This window comes from Cyclobacterium sp. 1_MG-2023, from assembly GCF_030546805.1.
In the GTDB taxonomy this organism is placed as follows: Bacteria; Bacteroidota; Bacteroidia; order Cytophagales; family Cyclobacteriaceae; genus Cyclobacterium.
This window is the reverse complement of sequence record NZ_JAUOPC010000001.1, coordinates 106417-129220: the sequence shown is the minus strand read 5'-3', so window position 1 is coordinate 129220 and position 22804 is coordinate 106417. Positions and strand designations below refer to the sequence as shown.

General features: G+C 35.0%; 25 protein-coding genes. All 25 read right to left on the bottom strand.

Annotation, left to right across the window (positions count from 1 at the left end; all coding sequences use genetic code 11):
- Window positions 1–87 precede the first annotated feature (87 nt).
- Entirely contained in the window at window positions 88–1482 is a 1395-nt protein-coding gene (locus tag Q4534_RS00480) for a VWA domain-containing protein (RefSeq protein WP_303611199.1), read from the bottom strand.
- A 585-nt stretch (window positions 1483–2067) separates the two neighbouring features.
- Window positions 2068–3357, bottom strand: a complete 1290-nt coding sequence (locus Q4534_RS00475) for a toxin-antitoxin system YwqK family antitoxin (protein ID WP_303611198.1) — start codon at window positions 3355–3357, stop codon at window positions 2068–2070.
- A 77-nt stretch (window positions 3358–3434) separates the two neighbouring features.
- Entirely contained in the window at window positions 3435–3773 is a 339-nt protein-coding gene (locus Q4534_RS00470; protein ID WP_303611197.1) for a hypothetical protein, read from the bottom strand.
- A gap of 249 nt (window positions 3774–4022) precedes the next feature.
- Window positions 4023–4400, bottom strand: coding sequence for a hypothetical protein (locus Q4534_RS00465; protein WP_303611196.1), 378 nt, complete (start codon window positions 4398–4400; stop codon window positions 4023–4025).
- A 264-nt stretch (window positions 4401–4664) separates the two neighbouring features.
- Window positions 4665–5132, bottom strand: a complete 468-nt coding sequence (locus Q4534_RS00460) for a hypothetical protein (protein WP_303611195.1) — start codon at window positions 5130–5132, stop codon at window positions 4665–4667.
- A gap of 71 nt (window positions 5133–5203) precedes the next feature.
- Window positions 5204–5971: a hypothetical protein gene (locus Q4534_RS00455; protein ID WP_303611194.1), complete on the bottom strand. Its 768-nt coding sequence runs from the start codon at window positions 5969–5971 to the stop codon at window positions 5204–5206.
- Between the two features lie 458 nt (window positions 5972–6429).
- Window positions 6430–6726, bottom strand: coding sequence for a type II toxin-antitoxin system RelE/ParE family toxin (locus Q4534_RS00450; RefSeq protein ID WP_303611193.1), 297 nt, complete (start codon window positions 6724–6726; stop codon window positions 6430–6432).
- On the bottom strand, window positions 6723–6938 hold the full coding sequence (locus Q4534_RS00445) for a hypothetical protein (protein WP_303611192.1): 216 nt from the start codon (window positions 6936–6938) through the stop codon (window positions 6723–6725). Before Q4534_RS00445 ends, Q4534_RS00450 begins: the two co-directional genes overlap by 4 nt.
- Window positions 6939–7492: 554 nt before the next feature.
- Entirely contained in the window at window positions 7493–8038 is a 546-nt protein-coding gene (locus Q4534_RS00440; RefSeq protein ID WP_303611191.1) for a dihydrofolate reductase family protein, read from the bottom strand.
- A gap of 139 nt (window positions 8039–8177) precedes the next feature.
- The gene (locus Q4534_RS00435; RefSeq protein ID WP_303611190.1) at window positions 8178–8609 is read right to left on the bottom strand and encodes a hypothetical protein; all 432 of its coding nucleotides are present in this window, start codon (window positions 8607–8609) and stop codon (window positions 8178–8180) included.
- 492 nt (window positions 8610–9101) lie between these two features.
- Complete coding sequence (locus Q4534_RS00430; RefSeq protein ID WP_303611189.1) at window positions 9102–9509, bottom strand: putative signal transducing protein; 408 nt, start codon at window positions 9507–9509, stop codon at window positions 9102–9104.
- A gap of 61 nt (window positions 9510–9570) precedes the next feature.
- Window positions 9571–9906: a hypothetical protein gene (locus tag Q4534_RS00425; RefSeq protein WP_303611188.1), complete on the bottom strand. Its 336-nt coding sequence runs from the start codon at window positions 9904–9906 to the stop codon at window positions 9571–9573.
- Between the two features lie 366 nt (window positions 9907–10272).
- Complete coding sequence (locus tag Q4534_RS00420) at window positions 10273–11919, bottom strand: FAD-dependent oxidoreductase (RefSeq protein ID WP_303611187.1); 1647 nt, start codon at window positions 11917–11919, stop codon at window positions 10273–10275.
- 12 nt (window positions 11920–11931) lie between these two features.
- The gene (locus Q4534_RS00415) at window positions 11932–12204 is read right to left on the bottom strand and encodes a UBP-type zinc finger domain-containing protein (RefSeq protein WP_303611186.1); all 273 of its coding nucleotides are present in this window, start codon (window positions 12202–12204) and stop codon (window positions 11932–11934) included.
- A gap of 66 nt (window positions 12205–12270) precedes the next feature.
- Window positions 12271–12513 (bottom strand): hypothetical protein, encoded by a 243-nt coding sequence (locus Q4534_RS00410; RefSeq protein ID WP_303611185.1) that lies wholly within the window; start codon window positions 12511–12513, stop codon window positions 12271–12273.
- Window positions 12514–12567: 54 nt separating this feature from the next.
- On the bottom strand, window positions 12568–13080 hold the full coding sequence (locus Q4534_RS00405; RefSeq protein WP_303611184.1) for a serine hydrolase: 513 nt from the start codon (window positions 13078–13080) through the stop codon (window positions 12568–12570).
- 77 nt (window positions 13081–13157) lie between these two features.
- Window positions 13158–13613, bottom strand: coding sequence for an RES family NAD+ phosphorylase (locus tag Q4534_RS00400; RefSeq protein WP_303611183.1), 456 nt, complete (start codon window positions 13611–13613; stop codon window positions 13158–13160).
- 2 nt (window positions 13614–13615) lie between these two features.
- Entirely contained in the window at window positions 13616–14035 is a 420-nt protein-coding gene (locus Q4534_RS00395) for an MbcA/ParS/Xre antitoxin family protein (RefSeq protein WP_303611182.1), read from the bottom strand.
- A gap of 376 nt (window positions 14036–14411) precedes the next feature.
- Complete coding sequence (locus Q4534_RS00390; protein ID WP_303611181.1) at window positions 14412–15365, bottom strand: calcium/sodium antiporter; 954 nt, start codon at window positions 15363–15365, stop codon at window positions 14412–14414.
- A 509-nt stretch (window positions 15366–15874) separates the two neighbouring features.
- Window positions 15875–18175 (bottom strand): DUF1566 domain-containing protein, encoded by a 2301-nt coding sequence (locus tag Q4534_RS00385; RefSeq protein WP_303611180.1) that lies wholly within the window; start codon window positions 18173–18175, stop codon window positions 15875–15877.
- A 471-nt stretch (window positions 18176–18646) separates the two neighbouring features.
- The gene (locus tag Q4534_RS00380; RefSeq protein ID WP_303611179.1) at window positions 18647–19156 is read right to left on the bottom strand and encodes a hypothetical protein; all 510 of its coding nucleotides are present in this window, start codon (window positions 19154–19156) and stop codon (window positions 18647–18649) included.
- 198 nt (window positions 19157–19354) lie between these two features.
- Window positions 19355–19810 carry a hypothetical protein gene (locus Q4534_RS00375; protein WP_303611178.1) on the bottom strand — a complete coding sequence of 152 codons (456 nt, stop codon included), beginning with the start codon at window positions 19808–19810 and terminating at the stop codon, window positions 19355–19357.
- 10 nt (window positions 19811–19820) lie between these two features.
- Window positions 19821–20387, bottom strand: a complete 567-nt coding sequence (locus tag Q4534_RS00370; protein WP_303611177.1) for a hypothetical protein — start codon at window positions 20385–20387, stop codon at window positions 19821–19823.
- Between the two features lie 159 nt (window positions 20388–20546).
- A complete protein-coding gene (locus Q4534_RS00365; protein WP_303611176.1) occupies window positions 20547–21395 on the bottom strand; it encodes a hypothetical protein in 849 nt (282 codons plus the stop codon).
- Window positions 21396–21826: 431 nt separating this feature from the next.
- Entirely contained in the window at window positions 21827–22588 is a 762-nt protein-coding gene (locus Q4534_RS00360; protein ID WP_303611175.1) for a hypothetical protein, read from the bottom strand.
- Window positions 22589–22804: the final 216 nt, after the last annotated feature.

Below are 22804 nucleotides of genomic sequence, written 5' to 3'. Positions count from 1 at the left end.
CCCTAGGAGAAATAACATATACAACTTGATTTTGGCGGCATTGTTGCTTTTTTTCTGCAACAATGCTGACAAAATCTTAAGACACCCTTAGAAATTTAATGTTTTGCTAATGGTTTCCGCTGCTTTGACTTCCACTTCTATGGTTTGTGCTGCTTTTTCTTTATGTGCTCCCAGGGGCCTTACGGTTACCATATAATTGCCCGGGTTGAGTAGAAATTTCGCTCCCTTATTATAGGTCCGGGCTCCCCCTACACTTTTTCCGGATTTTTTCTCCTTAACCGCAACCACCGTATCAATGTCCTCTGCTCCTACCCGGGTAAAAATTTCAAAATTGCCCGTTTTAAAATCGTATACCAATGGGGAAGATTTCCCAGCCTCTATGGCGATGCTATCCATTGCTGTATTCGTATGCAAACCCTCCATAACCAATGCCTGAATGGCTACTTTATATACGCCGGGATTGACTTCCATTTCCTTCTCTCGCCCATAGGTTCTGGTTGTGGCCACTACTTTTCCATTGCTATCAATAATTTTCACCATGCTGTCCCAACCTTCCCCGTTATTTGTAGTCAACACATTCAAAGTTCCCCCATCAAAGGAAATGGTTTGGTGTCCGATGGTATTTTCATGGCTTTCCACATTGTTAACCGTGATCATGTTTACATCGCTTCCCTCCAATGGCATCACTTCCAAATTGTATTTGCTGGGGGGAAGGTAAAAATACCCGGTATCTTGATAGGTCCTGAGCATAATGGGCTCTCTTTTGGCAACTATATCATAAGCCTTTACAAAGACATCCAATGGCTCGCCATTTTTTAGTGCATATACCGAGAAATTATTGGCAGGCTTGTCTACCGTAGAAGCTGTGGCCACATTCAGGATTTCACCAAAATTTTCAGCATTCTCAGCACTAAAGTAGCTCCCATCCCCTGCTCCTGCTGCACACCTCAACTGTTGGGTATCTTCCTCCTTTAAGCCAAAGCCAATAATATGCAACTTGAAATCTATGCCCTCATCCTTGGCCGCTTCAACTATCTCACAAATATTCCCATCGCAGGATTCTATCCCATCTGTAATTAGGATAATGGTGGCTTTCTGCTTGGCCGCTCTCAATTGATCAATGACCAATACTGCAGAATAGGCCAATGGTGTCTTGCCCAAGGGTTTGATTCCTTTGACGGCCGTGATCACCTCCTTTTTTGTTCCGGTGGCTGCATCCACCATAAATTCCACATCCTTACAATCCCCTTCCTTTCGGTGCCCATAGGCTACAAACCCAATTTTTTGTTGCTCAGAAAGATTATCTATGGTACTGCTCAAGGCATTGGCAGCTATTTCCATTTTGGTTTTCCCTTGCATCTGTCCCCACATGGAACCACTGGCATCGTATATAAAAATAATGGGGGCTTGGTTTTCCGGGCTTTGTCCTTGGGTATTGAAAACAATAAATAGGGTCAGGAAAAGGAAGGTTATCTTTTTCATGAGAGGGTCATTTGTTTTGTAGATCGAGTTGGTGAAAGGGACCTAGAACAAGAAGGATTTAGGGACACTTTCGGGAATTGGCTGATCTAAAATAACCATTATATTTTATTATCCCTCTATCTATCACGTACTTATGTAATAAAAATAATATAACGACATTTTGATCCTAAAGGGATTATAGGTTAATAGGAAGAAATGGGTTTCTCTGATATTAGACCTTGTAAGGGTCGTATACCAAACCTGAAAGCATTGACTATAAACATTTGTCCCTTTTCGGGTCAAATTTAATCCATCACCTAAATTTTAAAAAATATCCTAAAAATATCCGCTGTGGATAGGTTTATTCTTTCTAGCAACAAAAGCATAAGCACTTTTTAAAGAATCATTCGGATCAATTTAAAAGGTTTAGGAAAAGGCATATGCCATATTTAAAAAAACAGGGCTCGGAAACTAGAACCTCCTTTTTCATTCCTTCGTGTTACTATTGCATTCCCGCAGGTTTCTTTCCGATTCCTGTACTTTCCTGTCACTTCGGGTATTTTTACCTTCCTTCAGTCGACTAATGCTTACCTTTTATGTGTTTTACTATTTAGGAATGGTGGCAAAAACATCCTTGATAGACTTGCTTAAGTTTTCAGGAGTAGGCGGTGAAAACATCGTAACCAGTCTTTTACCCTCTTTGTCAAATACTTTATGGGTAAGAACATCTCCGGCAGCACTCACCAAACCAGAGCTTGATGGGTTGCCATTTGGGTAATAGGTTTCCCATTTCCCAAGCAATACTCCTTCGGAAGCTGTCATCAACAACCATTTTTCATCTCCACGGATGAATAAGGTTTCTCCATGAACCAGGTCGTTTTTGTAATGTACCTCATAACTAAACCTAGCCCCATTATTCTTGATGTAATCAGGATAAATCCATAAACCATCTTTTTTACCTTTGGCATATTTGCCTTGCATTTTAGTGGTACCATCCTCATTATAATGCGTACAGTCACCTTGAAGCGCTCCATTGAAATAGTACATTTCGGATTTTAAAGTGCCTGACGAATAGAAGGTTTGTAACTTTCCAACAAGCTGCTCTTTGGCATTGCGATAGCCTTTCTCATGAACTTTCCCATTGGCGTGATAAGTGCTAAAGGGGACGGATTTATGTGTAACTGTCTTATTCTCATAGGTGACCTTGGACGTCGACTTTATTTCTTGTTTAGGGATGGACTTATAAAACGTTCTCATGGCTTCTAAAAAAGTTTCGGTTTTTTCCTTACTGACCCCAACCTTGTCCACAAATTTCCCCTCTTCCGTATATAAGCCCCTCAAGGTAAATTGATTGTCATCGGAAATGAAGCCAACAGCCCATAAATTATCGCTATTATCGTAATACATTTCCCATATTGTATTCGGTGCGGGTTTACCTAAAAATGCATGTACGGAGCGGATTTTATGTGTTCCTTCATAAAGGATTGTCTCTCCATGAAGTTGGCCGTTTTTATAATTCACAGTGAAGCGATAAGGAAGACCATCTTTAGATTCAGCATAGTTATTATAGATCCAAAGCCCTTCTTTTTTGCCTTGTGCATATAGCCCTTCCCTACTAATTGAGCCATCCTCATTGTAATGAATGCATAACCCATTCGGCACCCCATTGTCGTAAACGGCAGTCATCGATAATTTTTCAGAGGGAAAGAAAATGGCTAGCGTATCAACGAATTGATTGTCGGCATTCACAAAACCTTTTTTGTAAATATTGCCATTGGGATGGTATTCTACATAGGGGTTGGGTTTAAACACCACCCTATTGTATTTTACTTGTGCCTGGGCAAAATTGACTATGGAAAAGGAAAAAACAAGAAGGGTAAGCGCACGTAAAACCATGATAGAACACCTTTTATAGCGGATAATGCTAAAGGTATAAAAATGTCATTAAAAATAACCTGTTATACTGCCAATTACTAATCTAATCCGCTTAGGTGGACCATGTTAATAAAGTACTCCTGATTTAAAATCAGTTCATTTAGGATTTTCTCCATGTTTTTACTCAATTCATAATCGCTGGTATAGGAGACAAAGACATCTCCTTCAGGGGCAAAATAGACCTTTGAAACATCTAAGTTGCTATCCCTGGCACCGGTTTTTAAAAGAATTCCCCACAGTTCCCCTTGTAATAAATCATTTTTATCCACCAACAGATCAACAAAATCATCGTCCGGTTGTTCCGGTAACCAAACAGTATAATTACCGTTTATTTTCGACCTTTCCACTCTACAGAGATATACTTTACTGGTTTCCATTTTATTACCAATTTTAAAGAAGGATTGTATTTTCACCTTACTCACACTTAGCTGTAGGCCATACATTAAAAGGAAATCATTTACCCTAGCAAGTCTAATTTAAACACAGCCAACAGCACCCATTGCCTAGACTAGAACTGGTCCCTGAGCTTGTCGAAGGGATATTGATATATTCCCTAAACTTTTCATTGCACTCAGACTAGGCTGTTCCAAATGTCAGAATGCTTAGTTATTAGCATACCATTTTTTTTACCAAGCACCACTTATTCCTGCTTTGTCAATACTCGTTTTGTGTGGATTCTCTATAGTATTATTTCGCATTCTAATATTCATTCCTCCATCAATTCGGATTCCGTGTGCATTAGCACTAACGGCTTTTCGAAAATAATTTTCAACTTCATCTCTAAATTGTCCATAGTTGATTATTTTTTTTAATTCTTCGGGTGCTTCAACTTCAATTGGATCCTTTTCAAATGAAAAACTTTCTCCATAAGGTTGTCGAACATTACATTCATATTCTTTTTCATCAACTGTGAAGTATACTCTTGAAATCATATGCTCATTATTACTCCCATAATCTTGAGAATCTTGAACAATTTTGCAAAAGTTTAATTCTATTTTACTCATAGTTTTTTTAATGTATGCTAACAACTGTAAATAATTAAGTTTATCCAAGTAGTTACATAAATCAGCTATGTACCGACTGAATTGATTTCTTTTTAAATTAAGCGTTTATGACTAGGTATCCAATAGATAGACTAAGAATTTAATGGAAACAGTTGAATATGGTCAGGAATTGGCTAAGCTATACCGATCGATTGGGACTATAATGAACCGAAGGCTAAATCGCATAATTATAGCTTAATTGTTGCCAAACGTATTTTATTTTTTTTATCCGGCCATAAAGTCCAATTTCAAGTCCGTAATTTTATGGTTCACAATTTGAAAAGAATAGGAATATGAGGTTTCAGGACACCAATCTAAATCAGTTTCATAAAATTCTTCATAGACCCATAGTATAAATCTGTCATCCGCTTTATCATAATAGATTTTTATTTTGTCAAGGCAGTCACATTTATAGTCTTCGAAGAGCATTTCTTTTTCAAATTCCTCTCCCTCTTTTAAACTCAATATATCTAGATTTTTTAAAATGCTCTCAAGATGGTTTTGCTTAAAGTCAATATCAAATCCAGAGTCTAATTTTTCATAAAGTAAGGTTATAATTTCATCATCAAAAGTTTCTGATTTGATATTAGGTTCTTCTACTTTCAAGTTATCTGCTTGTGGTCCACTTTGAATATCAGCCTGTCCACAAGAGGTCATAATTATAAATGTTAATCCAAAAGCGAAATGTTTCATGGTTCGAATAAGTGTGGCAACGTTTCGTGTAAAATACGTTTTAATGCATTTTTACACAATTGTGTAGGTAGTTACTTTATTTTGTCAATTGTTTTTAGATAATCGTCTATTGTATTAAACCCGGGTGGAATGTATGTCCATCCTCTATCTTCATCAGTAAAGTCAAAGTCCTGTATTCTATCCGGAATATTAGGTTGAGGCGTGACTTTATTTAAATACCCTTTAAAGAGATGATTAATATGACACTCTCCAACTCTTCCTCTTAATTCGTGCCATCGGTCATCTTCATCCATCCCATCATCAATAAAAGATGTCATTACCCAACCCCAAATCTCTACTTCAGCATCATTAATATTGCATCCTAATGTTGAAAAATTTTCCTTTGTGTAATATTGTTGTGGGTCAATATGAACTCCCAACACCACATAACAATCATGAACAATTTCAAGCAGCTTTATAAAGTGTATTCGACAACTTGAAACAATATCACCATGCTCCAGTTTGTCCTGTTCCTTAAAACGATATTTAGATTTACCATGGTAAAATGATACTCCAACAACTGGGTTCGGTCCGCCATGCACATTATCATTTCGAATTTCAAGAAAAAATTTAGCTAATGGATCTCCCTTAAGAACTGACTGGTGTGGTTCATACCAGTCATTAAATCCATCTATAAATTTAAATCGTTGAAGTGCGAGTGTAATGGTTCTTGATGCAGAAAGGAATGCTGTTAAATAGCAAGAGAATTCGAACCAATTGCTCTCAGCTTCAACCATCTTTTTCAAAAAGAATTCAGTTTCATTTACTTTTTGATCAACAATATCAAACGAATATGCCATTTACATTTTTTTCAATTACCTACAATAAATGTATATAAGTAAGTTTATCTAAGGAGTTATGTATTTATCAACTAAGCACTCAGCCACTTCTGCTTAATTTCCCTGCCAAATTAAGCATTCCAGACAAAGTATCCAGTTAATAGACTAAGAATTTAATGGAAACTGCTGAAAATGGTCTGGAAATGGTTAAAGGATTTGCTGCATTGGGTAGACAATTAATGCGAGATTTATACAGTGTCAAATTGTACCTTTAATTGCCCATAAAGCAAAAACTGATCAGTTTGAGACTAACACATGCTTGAAAGAAAAAGCCTTCTAAATAAAGGGCAGACACGGAAAATGTTCTGCTTAGGCTAATTTTTTTAAGGGTACCTTGTCCCCTATATTCGGGATAAATCGTAAGGGAAACTCTGTAGGCTTTTAGTTAGTAGCCAATCACTCAATTACCTCTCGTTTTTTTAAAATTTTCTCTTTTTCGGATTTTGCCTAGTGTCCCAAAATTTTAAAATTTCAATGTGTTCATCGCAAATTTTGTAAATTAAATAGTAATTATTTTCAACAAGTCTCATTTTTATATTTGCTGAATTTGAATTTACTCCCAATTTGGGGTGTTTCTCTATTATTTTAATAACTTCTTGAGTTAATTTGAACAATTTACGGCTATATAAATTTGAATTGTTTCTTTTGTCCCAGTATTCACAAATAGCTTCAAATTCATAAATTGCTTCTAATGACCAAATTGTTTTCAATTTCATTTGTTAAATCTCTTTACAAAATCTTCGTTTGTCATAAAATTTCCTTTTTTAATTTCTGCGCTTCTTTTTTCTAGCTCCTGCTGCACTTCTTCCGACAATTCGATCGTCCCATCAGCACTTAATTGACTCACCATATTTGATATTGATTCCAATAGCTCCTCATCGTTTAAGGATGTAATTTGATCTATAAGTTTGTCTTTTACCTTTGACATAAGATTGTATTTTATGTTTCCAAATTATTAATAATAGTGTACTTTTTAATTTTTTAGCTTATGAGAAGTGAAACTGAGATATCTTCTGTTTGAAGAATACAATATAAGAACTACTAAAGCTTGTACAAATTACTAAATGCCTAATGTGGGAATTATGCCTTTTTTTGCCATGTAATAGCACGACTTTCTCTTCCAGATCCCACCCGTAAATTTAATTAAAAACCGAAACCGAACAACCTTACCGCTATTTCGGTTTTTTATTCTAGTAAATTAAGGATTTCAGGCAAGGAATCCATTGGATATCCTAATGTTTTAATGGAAACTGTGGGAAATGGACTAGAAATGGATAAGGGAACAAAAAGCTCTAATTGGTCATATTTATTGGCACTATATAAAAATTCAATTGCTTCCTAATTCCCCCAACAAAACTATCCAATATCCAACATAAAAAGCTAGCAGAGGCCGAGTCCAATACTGATCGAACAGGACTACAATGAACCGAGGCCTTAATCGAGTCATAGGGGTTGAACTGGGAGTGTAAATTAATACTGTGTTCAATTCGTATACTTTAAAACGGTTATTCCACACTCATAAGCTTTTGCTTCTTCCAACTTCAACTCCTTATTATAGTCAGTTTTCTCAAATATTGGCATTCCGTAACCTAAAATAGTAGGGTTAATAAAAAAGTAATATTCATCAATCAAATTTTCTTTGATTAGTGATGAAACAAATGCTCCCCCACCATAGGCTATCATGTCATTCCCAGTTAAGGATTTTAATTTTTGTATCTTATCTGTCAAATCTCCCTTTTCCAAAATGGTATTTTCCCAGTTCGAGCTTTCAAGTGTTTTGGTAAAAACTATTTTCTTAGAATTATTAATTTTTTCAGCACCTTCCAACTCCTTATTTGATCTCCAGTATGGAATAAATCCTTCTGCCAGTTTGCGACCCAAAACTATAGTATCAGTTGATTCCGTTAGTTGGGTTACGAAATCCTTTAGCTTATCATCCCAATTCCAAATCATCCAGTCCATTTCTCCATTAGGACCAGCGATGAATCCATCAATTGAAAGTTGAATTTGAAGTTTTAATTTTCTCATTTTCAATTGTTAAAACATATGTATATACATAATTGGCATAGAAGTTTTGCTTATTTGGATTATATCCCTTCTACTTTTGCTTAATGTATTTGTTAAAATGAACATTTCAAATCAGAAATTCAACGACGATCCTAAATTTTTAATTCAAACTATAGTATACAAGTTTAGGTTGTTTTTTTGGATGCTTCCAGCTTCTGTAAATCAGCCTCGATTTAATTTCCCAATTTTTTGCTTCTTTCTTCAAGCTGACGCGTGTGTTGTTACATGAAGCTGTATAAAATTTCACTATAGCCTTATTCTTATTAATTTTTATCTTTTTGATAATTCCTTTTTGTATAGCATTACTATTGTTACCATTATGTTCTTGAAATTCAACATTTCCATCATTAAAGATATAATACCCAGATCCATGAAATAATTTATATTCATTAATATCTTCTTTCCCAATACCAGCCATATATTTATTAATTACTGAATCAGCCAAAACAATCTTCATCAATGAAGTCTTTGAATCCTGTGCAAATGCGCATAATGAAAAAAATGTTAAACTCATAGAAAATAAATATTTCATAGCAGATCTTTTTGTTTTACTAGATTAAGGTATTGAATCGTCTTAAAATGTTAAAATAATATTTAGTTTTATATTAACCAATTTTGGAACTACATATTGCATTGTTAAACTAAAACACCGGAGATGATACCGAAAATTAGCAATGCCTTTCCAGAAGAGTAATAGCTTTTGATTATACGCATCCATCCTTCTTAACTTACTTTTTAAATTAAGAATTGCGAAAACATCAAACCGTAAAAAGATTTAAAAAACCTTATAAAATGAGCTAAAAACGGATTTAATACGTTCAATTTGAATACTTTTCGGCAAAAGGGATAAAAATATTTCATTATACTAAGCCAATACCTCTCCATAAACAAGGAATTCCGGCTCTTTGGCTCAAGATTTTTCAATCCATCCGTTTTTCATTATAAAAAGGACTCTTCGGCAGGTTCAGGATCCGGTTTGGGACTGTTCCATTCGCCAGGATGCTTGGTATTTTTTGCAGAGGCATTATTTAAATTCTTTTCCGCATTTTTTGCATTTGTAAATGGACTTATAATAAATCGGATAAACCATCAATAGGAATGAGGTAATAGCTGATATTATCCCCTTTATTCCCTTCATTGATTTGAATCCACCATAAACTTCTTCTGAATGGCAAACCGGACAGATGATAACTTCGCCAATTTCATTGGTTAACCTAGCTTTTTCAGTCTCCTTTAAAATTAAACTCGCCTTATCAATGTCTGATTTAATAACCTTTAACTTTATCCCACCAACTGCTATGTTATATACAGGATTAAGCCCTACTATATTTTCATCAAATAAAAAGCACACAATATTCTCACTTTTGAGTTTAGATTTCATCAAGTGAGCCTCAATTGAATTATCAAATGTTTTTAAAGTTATTAGCTCCAAGTTTTGTATTTTTATTTGGCCAAACGGTTTAGTTAAACGCAATAGGTTTTGTAGGTCAAATTTATTTAAGTATTAATTCTTCTTTCATAGTAAAGTGTTGAGCAGTTGCATCATATCGTGACAAAACACGTTTAGCATTATCCGGGATATATGCCAATTCATATTTTTCACCCGCAAACATTTTCACAGATTCCAAAGATTCAAACTGAAGTATAAGAAAAAATTCTACCTCATCATTTTTTTCACTTGTCGAAATACTCACTTTCTCCAATCCTGCCACACCCTTCCTTTTTACTTCAGGAAACACTTCATTGATAAGCATATTTTCATAAATTGAAGCATTATCTAATGTAGTCCATCCCTTCCAAGTCCTGATGATTTTTTTCTTTCTGTTCATAGCTTGCAATTTAAGGCTAACATTAAGGAATCTAAGGTTTGAAGAAAACAATATAAGAACTACTCAAGCGTATTCTAATCGTTAGACTCCTAATGTTGTATGGTACTTCGCTTTAACATTTTGAATATTACCCCTTCTTTTCCATTTCAAAGCCCATCTTAAATTAAGCATTTCAGCCAAGGAATCCTGCTCTCTCACTAAAGTTTTAATGGAAACTGTTGAAAATTGACTGGAAATGGCTAAAAGGCTGTGCTTCGTTGGATCGACAATAAATACGAGATTTAAACAGCATAAAATTTAACTTAAATTGCCCATAGAGCAAAAACTGATCAGTTTGAGACATCCCTTCTATACTGCATAGATGGTTTAATTTGCGGTAGTAGCAAATTTGTCTTGGGCCAGAAATTTATGAATATCACTTACAACAATAGAACCTTCACCTACGGCAGAAGCTACACGTTTTACAGAACCTGAGCGTACATCGCCAACTGCAAATAATCCCGGTAAACTAGTTTCAAAGGTATACGGCTTTCTCTGACCAAACTCAGGTTCGCTATTTAAAGCATTGTCACAAATGGCAAGTCCCGTATGTACAAAACCTTTGGCATCTGTATCAATAATAGTATCTAACCATTCTGTGCAAGGCTTTGCTCCTACAAATGTGAAAAGATAACCAATATCATTTTCAACTAAGGTCTCATTTTTCTTGATTTCAACCTTTTCTAAATAGGTGCTTCCCTCAACTGTTATCACGTTACTACCGGTCAATACTTCAATATTTTCACAAGCGATAATACGCTGTACCAGATAATCGCTCATTTTGGCACCTATGTCCTCATTTCTAATTATCACATAAACTTTATGCGCATAATTTGCCAAGAATAATGCTGCTTGACCTGCTGAGTTACCACCACCCACAATACCAATTTCACTATTTCTGCACATATTTGCATGCATAGAGGTGGCGCTGTAGTATATACCGGAACCTTCAAATTTTTCAATACCTTCTAAGGGTAACCTTCTATAGGCTGCACCTGTAGCCGCAATTACTGTTTTAGCTTTTAAAATAGAAGTGTTGCTAGAACTGATTTGATAATAATTGTCTTTTCGCTCTATGCCCTCTACCCTATGTGGTACAGAAATGGTACAGCCAAACTTTTGTGCTTGTATATAGCCATTATTCGCTAAATCCCTACCGGAAATTCCTGTAGGAAAGCCCAGGTAATTTTCAATTTTAGAACTCTTACCAGCTTGTCCACCCGGGGAGTTGCTATCAATAGTCAACACTTTTAGTCCTTCTGAAGCTGCATACACACTAGCTGCCAATCCTGCCGGGCCCGCTCCAACTACCAGTACATCGTAAATTTCATCATCTAGCTGTAAACGAACACCGGTACATTCTCCAATTTCATCTATAGACGGACGAATAGAAATATCATTCTGACTATTGATTAAAACAGGTAAATCAGATTCCTTAAGATTGAAAGTGGCTAACATTTGTACCAATCCTTCTTCCTTATCAGAATCTATAAAATTGTACCAGATATCATTTTTATCCATGAAATCACGAATGGCATAAGTTTCATTAGAGTGTTCAGAACCAATAAGTTTTATGCCTTGTACGTTATTCTTCAGTGCATCTTCACGTTGTAAAAAAGCGTTCAAAAGCACATCACTAATATCACTGAATTTAGCAATGGCACTTTTTAATTTTTCTGGACTTATTCTTATAAGCTGTGTGTTTTCTAATGTTTCGCCACAAACACCAACCGTTCTATGAGACAAAATACTACTAGACCCAGAAAACTGATGTCTTCTGTGGATGGCAATGCTATCCTCTCTTTTATAAGGATCTATAATTCTTATTCCACCGGTGAGTACTACAAAAAAATCGTAATGCTGATCACCAAAATCCAACACCACCGTAGGCTCTTTGTAAAATTCAACCTCACCATAGGTTTTAAGTTTTTCAACTTGTATTTCGGTTAACTCCGGATATTTAGAATCTATCATAAATGGTTTGGTTTAATAGGTTACAAAAGCTTTATCGGCATAACACCAAAGCCACCTTTCATTAAGTTCTCCTGAACTAATAACCGGGTGGTTAGTGGAACGATAATGAGCTGTTGCATGCTTGTTTTTAGAATTGTCACAACAAAGCGTAACACCACATTCCTGACATGTGCGCAAATGTACCCAACCATCACCCAATTTTACACATTCTTCGCAAACATGCTCATTGGCTGTTTTAAATTCTGAGATAGCAGTGATATGCTTGCAAGAAGTTTGTGACGTCATAACCCTTTTTTGGTATTTTATAAATTTAGCGAAAGAAGTTGATACTAGCCACTTGGCATTATAAGGTTAATGGTTTAATCTTCTTATAAAAGAAGGAACAATAAATTTCTCCATTTCTTTCCATGCCATGGTATGGCTTAATTCCAAATCTTTTGGATTATGATGCAAGAACAAAGTTACAAGGTCCAAATCAGGAACTATAAATAAAAATTGTCCACCGTAGCCGGCTACATAAATTATAGGGAATTTCATTTCATCTACATTCAATTCACCTCGCCACCATTGATAACCGTAACCACTGTTTTCCAAGTGTGGTAGATGAAAGGCAGTAGATTCTTCTATCCAAGATTCAGAAATTATCTGTTATTTATTCCATTTTCCCCTACCAAGTACCAATTGGCCCATTTTCAGAAAATCTCTGGGCTGTAACCAGAGTCCACCACCTGTATGAACTTCGTCTGTAAGGGAAAACCAATTGTAATGTTGGATTCCCAATTGATTGAACAATGTTTTTTCGGCATATGTATCAGCTGGCATTCCGGTAGCATCTAGTATAACACCACCAAGCAGTACCGAGAGGCCACTGTTGTACTCGAACTTATCTCCCGGTTGAGTTCCGGTGACAATATTTCGTTTCAATACATAATCATACATGTCTTGACTGAAAAGCATTTTTATTACTTCATTTTCCGGGTCTGATATAGGAAGTTCCCATTTATTCCAGTCCAATCCTGCAGACATTGTAAGTGCATCTTTCAGGCTTACCGGCCAGGTAGCGGTGTGCAGGATATCGATGTATTTGGGGAAAAAATATTGAATGGGTTGGTCCAAGTCACCTATTAAACCATTGTCATGTGCAATCCCCAGATTTTCCAATCGATACCCTTCGACAGCCTCAGGGACCGGTTTGGGTAAGCGACAATCATAGGATATTTAGTTAAGAAATACAGTTTTTATTCAAACAATCTTTCATCAAAAAAATATTCTTCGTTTCTAACTAATAAGACATTCGTATTGAAGGTAGGATGTTTTGTGTTAATAATATAGTTGTATTCTTTTGGTATTACCGCAGAAGGTACTTTCAGTACTAAGGAGCTTTGTTTTTTATACCAGGCTGAACCTATTTTTTGTAATTTAAAATAGGATGTAAATGAACGCCAATTAGCCGGTAATTTTTTGATTAAAATTTGCTCCATTAAATTATCTTCATCAGCTATTGACAAGATCATCATTTCATAATCAGGAAGCTTTTTAATGGAATTTCTATGAACAATTAACTCCAATGTTGATAATGACCTGGAAGAACCTGTATAAATAACATATTCACCCTCATAATTCCACCTGTTTGATGAACCAGCACTTGATAATACTTTTGAGTAATCTTTGTGTGAAATTCTGTATACTTCCATAATTAAGCATTATCTCCATATAGCATTCCGGTTAATCTGTCCTCAATATATCTAATACCAGAAATGGTTTTAAAAAAATCTACAGGTTGTTTATTGTTAAAATGAAAATTAGGTTTTTCCAACCAATCATTAAATGCTTTTTTGGAGCCGAAAACTCTTTCTCCTAGTTTATACAAGGATATTAATAAAAGTAGTTTTTCTTTGAAATTTATATTTAATTTTGCTGTAGTGGTTCTATAACTATAGAAAGTTTTTTCACTAACATCAAACCATTCAGAAATGACTTTATCGCTTGAATGAGTCAAGGTTTTGAAGAGTTTAACTTGTTTTGTTCCTAAATCTCCTGAATGTATATAGGTAACCACCTGGCTATCTGAAATTTTCTCAGGAATATCTTTAATTGAATCTTTGGTTGAATTCATATCTTTTCCCTTTTGCTTATTATACGAAAAATTACAGGCTAATGGGTGTAAAATTACTTATTTTTTAATTGAGTCGAACAACTGTTTACCTACCTATTTATATTAGGAGTAGCATTTAAAGGCATATACACCAAACTCCATGGTTTAAAACACTTGTTAAATTAAACATTTCAGACAAGGAATTCTTTAGTCAAACTAAGGTTTTATTGAATTTCTATTTTTGTCCACACTAACCTCATAGGTCAATTCTACTTTAACTACAGAATCCGGTTTATCCCGGTAGATTTTTCAATCCATCTGTTTTTCAGTATAGAAAGTACCCTTCGACCAGCTCAACGACCAGTATCTGGTCATAGGATTTTTAGTTATTGGTTTTTTATATTTCTTTTGATACCAAAAAGGTCGTGTAAATCAAATAGAAACTTAATAAGATTAAAGCCTCCCACCGATCAAGTTTTTTTCTTTTTCCGGTAAACATTGCCAAAAGTAGAAAAACAGTACCTCCTATTAATATTAATAAATCCTGATTAAAATTCGGGTTGTATTCAATTGGATTTACAAACGAACTGATGGAAAGTATTAACAGAACATTAAAGATATTTGAACCAATTACGTTTCCAATGGCGATATCGCTATTCTTTCTTATGGCTGCAACCATTGATGTAACCAATTCCGGAAGGGAGGTTCCGGCAGCAACTATGGTTAAACCTATTATTTTTTGACTAACGCCTAATTCAGTCGCCATATTTATACTGTTGTCGACCACTAATTTCCCTCCAATGATAAGCCCAGCCATGCCAACTATAATTAATGCCCCAATTTTATAATTTGATTTTTCTTCATAGGCAATCACTTCAGATTTTTCTTGTTTCAATTGGGTAAAAACATAATAAATAAAACAAACAAATCCGGTCAATAAAATCAGGCCGTCAATGTTTGAAAGTTCAGGGTTTTGATTTATAAAAAAATCGTTGGCCAGGACCAACAATAATAAGGCGACAATCAGGGAAATAGGAATTTCTTTCCATGCTGTGGAAGATTGAACGGTAATTGGATAAATGAGACCTGCAACACCGAGTATAATGAACAAATTGAAATTATTACTGCCGATAATATTTCCAAAAACGATGTCAGAAAACCCATCAAATGAAGCTACGCTATTAACGATCAATTCAGGTGCAGAAGTGCCAAATGCTACAATTGTCAATCCTATAACCAGATCAGGAACATTATTTTTTTTCGCTAATGAAGAAGCCCCGGATACAAGCCAATTCGCTCCAAAAATTAGGCTTATAAAACCTATAACAATCATTAAAGAAGCTATTATCATATTATGTCTCCATATATTTAATGTACCACCACTATTGCTTAAATACCTAAATGATTAAAGAGTTGCATAAAAACACCTATGCGCTCCGCTACTTACACAAATTTCACCTGTTAAATTACGTTTTTCAGACAAGGAATATAGAAGATACGCTTAAGTTTTAATGGGAAGTTTTTAAAATGCTATGCAAATGGCTATAAGGTAGTATCTGCTCGGCAAACACTCTGGCGCGTTTACGCATTTCGGCTTGAACATTTTAGCCTGCTAAGCTTCTGCGAAACCATCTAAAGTTTACTGATAGAAGCCCTTCTAAGGGAACAGCAAATTATTTAGGTAAGATTTACAACTAAAGGATTACCACAGCTTCATGGCTCATTAGGGTTTGGGTAAAAGAATAGTAGAGGATCTTTGAACTGCAACTATTAGGTTAAACACGGTCCTTTTATAGGTATACTTTGTTTAGACTGAGCGATTAAGCGGCTAATATTTTTTCACATTGATGAACCAGGTTTTTATCGGTTTCTTCTAGTCAATTCTTCTTCTGTAATATAACCGTCTTTGTTTTTATCTCGTTGATCAAAGTTTTCTTTCAATTTACCCCTTGCTTCTGATTTAGCGATTTTCCCATCCTTGTTGGTATCCATATTCGTCAGCATTTTTTTGAAAGAAGGGGCTGTGGTTTTTAAATTCTGGCCATTATTCTTTTGTTGATTTTGCTGCGCCTGTTCACTCTTTTGAACTGATTCCTGGGTAGTCTCGGTATTTTCTTTGTGGTTGATATCTCTAACAGATCTTACATAATTATAAACATATCGAACATCACCTTGTGGCCCAAAGTATTCAGGATAGTCATTCTTATTCCCGCTTTTTGGATCACTTCTTTGCGCTCCCGCACCATGAACATCCATCAACCTACCATTCATTTTTCCTTGTGCTTCCCCGAAAGCAACATAAACAGCATGTGCAGAGGGGTTTTGTCCATCTAAGTGTGTTGTACTCGTCCAGTAAAAAGGATACTGTCCAGGGTTTCCATCCGGATCTTTGATTTGAGTAGATTCAAAAACAGGATTTATTGCAGGTGAATTGGTTGTTTTTGGGGAACGTGTATAATCCACGATACTCTGTAATTCTTTTGCATTAGGTAAACGCCAATCTGAATGTGAGGCTAGCTCAATGTTTTCGGCGTAGCGTAGGGCTTCTTCCCAATCTTTACCCCTACCATCATCCGTTTTTTGCCACATTAATCCAGTAGCGTAATCACTCACCGTTCCATCGCCATTATCTATAAAATTATTTTTGCCATATTCTGTATTTCCACGTACCAAACGGAAATACATTTTGTTGTCAGCACCTGTTTTTGGATTGTATTTCGGATAGCCTTTAATTCGGCCATCTACAAAATTAACTCCGAAAATCGTTGCATCAGATCTCATGGTTTTTCCAACATATGCTGTTGAAGACCAAGTCTGTGCATCAATTTCCCGTTCTCCTAATTTACTGTTTCCAAGTGGTTGATTAAAGTAATCTGTATCAATAAACATTTCTATGGCAGTAGCTCCTTTAACTTTTCCGGTGAACTGTATCAGCGAATAAAGCTCTTTAATTGAGGGTACTCTCCAATCAGAATAACCGCCTAGTTTAGTGTTTTTTGCTTTCTGAGTGGCTTCCTCCAGTGTCATTTTTGTCCCCATATTTTGTTCCCACATTAAGCCTGTGACATTATCTGTTATTGTGCCGTCGCCATTGTCGGTGTATGAGGGCTGATTACCAGTATAATTGGCATCTTGTCCATAAAAAGGTTCTCCAATAGATGGTCTGGAAATTTCTTTTGTATCAGAGTAAAAATTCTTAATTCCTGTATCAACAATGGGGTAGCTATACTTTGAACTGGTACGCTTGTTTGTAGTCCTATTTTGTTTGAGAGGCAATGACATTAAGTCTTTTCCAAATATAATGGTGCCTGAATAATGATTACGTATTTCGGCTGATGTAGCTTCTTCATCAACAGTTGTAAAGTTGAAATGTGTTAAGACTAAATTTTTAACATTGGCTTCTTTAGCCATTCGAGAACTTTCTGCTAAATTAACGTGCGCTTTTTCTTTAGTACTGTTCCTATTGTTATTTTTTCTTGTAGCATTTCTTTTCCTTCCTAACTCAATAGCTCCACCAGCATCCATTATTAAATAATCGGCATTTTTAGCCAAGATAGGTAAAGATTCAGAATAGGTTAAGTCTCCAGAAATTACGATAGATTCATTTCCTGCATCAAAACGATAGGCGTATGTTTCAATGGTATGGTTTACAGGTATGTAGGTGATTTTTATATTTCCAATATAGAATGGGCTGTTTCCGGTCAAGTCTTTAGCGGTGAAGTTGGATTTAACATCGCTTATACTTCTTCCGGATTTTGAGAGTCGATAGGCAATGTCTTCTTCATAAATGGTAAGGATTTGATCTACCATTGTTGTAGTAGGTTTTGGTCCGGCAACAATTATGCTGTTTCCCCCAAGAAGCGACTGGATAAAAATAGGGGTAAACTCCTCATTATGGTCTAAATGATGATGTGTAAAAAGGAAGCCATCAATGTCCTTAATTTTAGTGTTGTTTTTGGTCAAATTGGCTTGGGTACCATTTCCCATATCCACCAAAATTTGCGTGTTTTTGTAAGCTATTAGTACAGAAGGTCCCGAGCGTTCTATGTTAAATTTAGGTGAGCCAGAGCCAATTATTGTAGCGGATAAATGCTTGTTATTTTCTTGAGCAAAAAGTTGTGAGCCAAGGCAAGTTATTATTAAAACCAAGTATTTTATCATTTGAAATCTTTTGCTTTTTAGACAGCTGTTTTTCAAAATGGTTTAATTTGGACAAGGAAGTAAGTTTATAATATCTGGGCTTGTTAGGTTGGTTAGTAGAGTAGAACCTGATAGCCTACTTTATTAATACCTATAAAGATAATAATAATAAGCAATAAATTATCAGCGCCCCCTTCATCAAACCGTACCCTGTTAATTACAGGGCAGGCTATGAACTTTTCGCTCATACGGATTATCGATACCCTTTTTTATTTTCTTTTTACATATATACACATAAGGTGTCTTCTAAAGGAACATCAAATTATTTAGGTAGGTAATTACAGCTATTGGATTACCACAGCTTCATGGCACACTAACGCTAAGTGTAAACTCACAGTAGGGTGGTCGAAGTGATTCATTATCCCGCGTATTAAAACTGAAAGCACTTAACTCACAAAACCCTATTGAGTATATACAATGTTGCACACTGGGTTAATCAATCCCCTTAAATTCTACTATTTGTGTCAAAGAACTTCCTTTGAATACATAATCTAATTCTTGGCGAGTCAATTCTATTTTATCTTCAGTAACAACAATCCCCCAAGTAGCGTGTATTGAAGGTAAGCCTACAGCGTCATAAATAACAACACTATCTTGATTGCTATTTAACATCCACGTTTGTAAATCGTTGAAAATTTGAGGGGTATCCTCATTATAATGGATGGCACCTTCAACTAATTCGGCCTTACCATCTGGGTAAATTATAGTAACATTATCTTTGATAGACTCAGGGTAATTAGGCCAAGAATCAATAGTATCGAACTTGTTAATATCCCAAGTAAAATAGTTTGAGATTGTAACAAAACTAATCATTTCCCATTTCTTACCTGAATAGGTGCCTCCAGAAAGGAGTTGAATTTTATCTACTTTTGGTTCAATCTCTTCCTTTTCACATCCGAAAAGAAAGGTTAACATGAGGAAGGCAAGGAGTAATTTTTTCATTTTATTAATCCCTTAAAAATTGAAACAATTAATTAGAATAATTATAAAAAAACATTAATTTTAAACGTGTAGGATATCCTTTTATGGCAATTCCACCTTGTGCCCAACGGCACGGCTATGAAGCCGTAGGCTTGTGTTGCGCCTGCGGCAAGCCTATGCTTTATTAACTATTGTTGGCAACTGGGCTTTATTATTACTCTAGTATCTATTAACCAAGGTCACGGTTGGATAAAAACTCAAATTGTCAACCATCATTGTCTCATTGTTAATAATCTTAACATATCCTGTTGAAACGTGATTCGGTGCATTGGGGCCACTAACTTGTTGCCATGATTGTCCATTGCGTAATTCATATACCTTATTTGGTTCAAAGCCGTCAAATTGATTGACAGTTTGGCTTTCAATTACCTCAATAGGTTCAATGAATGTATAATGGTGATTATCTAAAAATACTAGAACTAAGCGACCTTGAATTCTAAAGACTTCAATATCTGGATTAAAACCAACTGGTTGTAAAATGTGACTATCTGCTCGTATGAAGTATTCATTCGACGATAATCTAAATATTTCTGTGCCATTGAAGTAAAACCGTTCAGATACTTTTCCTCTAAATAACTTTTGACCACTTTTAAAATCATCGTATGTTAAGCTCATTATAGTTTTATTATTTCGTATTATTTAGTTTAAATTGATTCTCTAAGGTATTTAAGGTGAAAACAGACTTAATTAAAATTTCTTTTGCTACTTCAATATAGTTTTCATCATTCAAGGCAAAATAAGCTATTGCCTTCTTACAGTTCTTATCTGATTTACTGAATGTATGTGCCATTAATCCTGAGCGAAGACTCTGTAAGTTTCTCAAAAATTCAAACATCTGCGGTATTTCTATTTCATAGATTTTTAGAAACTTTTCAAGTTTTGTAATCCCTTTGTCTCCTTTTTCTATAGTTATTTCATTTTGTAATTGCTTTTCGTTAAGCCTATCAATTGTCAATTTTACAATAGTTAAAACCTGTTCGCAAAAGGCTTTCACATTATTAGTTGTTGGAATATGTAAAGATGTATAAAGGTGCTTGTCTTCAGCTGCTAAAGGCTTATAAAACTTCCAACCGAATTTATCCTCCCATTTTTTATTAAAATCTTCATATTTAAACTTAAAGTATAAATCATGAGTTTCGGGATATCCTGCCCAACTACCCTCAATCATAGTTTTATAATATGTTGAACTCATGCCAAATTCATCTTGATGAGGAATATTATATTGTTTCCAATGCAGTTGTTCCTTATAAGGCAGATACCCAAGTTCTACAAGGAAAACAGGGACATACTCTTCTATATTATTATCTATTTTTAAAGAGAAGAACTTTGAACGAATCTCAAAAGAATCAACTTAATATTTCTGAGGTTCATTATAATATTTATTAAGCACTTCCTTTTTAAAATAAGTTAGTTTGAAATATTTTTCATTTGTCTTTTCACAGCTTTCAAAAAGCTCATCTCCATTTTCATCATAACCTATTGAAAAAGTTTCATAATCATCACTTAAGTCTTGATGATACTTTTTGTGAGTGTTAGGTTCAATAAACACTTTACCCAATACTGCGCTTTGCATTCGATTATCCAAAGGTCTTATTATCCTATGATAGATATAATGGTCCTCACTAATAACTTCATCTTCGCTATTGATTTCCCAATCAATTTTATCTGCTTTTATAAACCTGTCAAAACTATATTTCACTATAAAATACATTTCTCTAATTGTTATGTATTCTTTTAAGTACTTCAGTTTTACACGTATTCTTTTAGGCTCAAAAATTAGAACCTCGTCAAGATTACCAAGGTCATCAATATAGTAATACTTTCTATTTTGTTTATTATCACCATTTTCATACAGATTAAAGTATAAAATGAATTCTTCAGAAACATCAAAGAAACTTTCATACCTATCTGACAAGGAAAAATTTCGTTGTACTAAGAAGGGTTTAATTCCTGTTTCAGCATTGGTAGTATATGAATTATCACCCCATACACTTGGCTTTCCTTCACTTCCGATATGAAAATGCCAACTATTATTTTTTTTGGATTCTTCTTTTTTGTCTTTGTCAACTAGACAACAATAAATAAGTGAAGATTCATTTTCATTAGAACTGCTATCATAAATAGTCACCCAACCATCTTTAGTGAACTTGGCATTAATATCTTTTAGCTTATCCTCAAAGAAAAATGATTCTTTTTTCATAAAATTTCATTATTTGCAGTATCCTTCTTGCCTTGTTGCCAACAATCTGTATATAGCTATGTTTTAGCTAGGGAGTTGCGTATATATCGTCTATGCACCCAACCCCTTTTGCTTGTTTTATCTCTTAAATTAAAGATTCCGGAGAAGAAAACCAGTGGATATACTAAAGTTTTAATGGGAAATGTAAAAAATGATACACCATTTGGTGCTAGAATGGCCGTATTAAATCCAGTTACATTTTCAAATCACCCAAGGCTTAAAAAACAATCAGGGAACTCATTTCCTAAAATACCCACAATTACCCTAAAAACTGGGTCCTTTGACAGGCTCAGGGTCCAGTTTGGTGACTTTTACAGTTGTGAGGAGAATTGGTTATTGTAGGCCTTATTTTCTTCTAGTATTGGCTATTTATTATATCTTTTTCTCTCTAATTAAACCAATTCGGGTAGCTTTAAAAGTTGGCCTGTAAGCCAAAATTGACCTTGTACTACTCCTCCAACCTGTGGATCGGTGGAAAAGAATTCTAAATCTGCTACTACATCAATTTCACCTCCCAAAGTATCCACAAGCATCCATTGAAATTCCTGACCGGTTAAATCATTTCTTTTCTTCTCTGATTCTTTAATTGTTCCGGAAATTAGTCCAACTGCTCCTGCACTAGCATCAGGGTTTTCATTAGAATTAAACAATCCACTCGGCACAAAGGATTGAGCTGCCCATTTTTGTTCCCCTTCTTGCCCCTGTTCAAATGCTTTTTCATTTTCATAGTAATCAATGTCTTGAGCAAAGGCTGACAGTTGTATTTCAATGCTTTGTGGAAACTTTATACTTCCCAATGATTTATGGTTTGGCACATCAAAAACAAATGGATAAGCCCCACTTTCAGGATTGCCTGATTCAGTTGGTGCAGCCCATGAATGAAAAGCTCCATCTAAGGCACTTATTTCCCTATCAATATTAGCTGTCAAGCAAACGGTTCTTTTACTAATTCCTTTATAATAAGGGTTTACACCAATCAATTCGTGCTTCGTATTACTTTGAATCCAAAGTTCAGCTCCGGAAGAATCTGAATACTGAAAATAAGTACCTTTATCAGTTTTGATCGAGCTAGCTTTTGCATAAGCTTTCTTAGCCAAAATATAAAATTCCTCTTCGCTATCAATGTCAAATCCTATAGCTGATAAATTACTCATTCTTTCTCTTTTTAAATGCCCCGTTAAATTAAGGATTCCGGACTAGGAATCCGGTGAAGCAATGGATTTTTAATTTGAATCAGTAATAAATGGTCTTTAAATCTCTAAATGGATGTGCTGTAGTAGGTCAATAAACATAGCGAGAGAATTTTATGAAGAAGCAATGTGAAAATTAATGTTTAACCCTGTAGCGTTCGGATTCCTAAACCTAAAGCA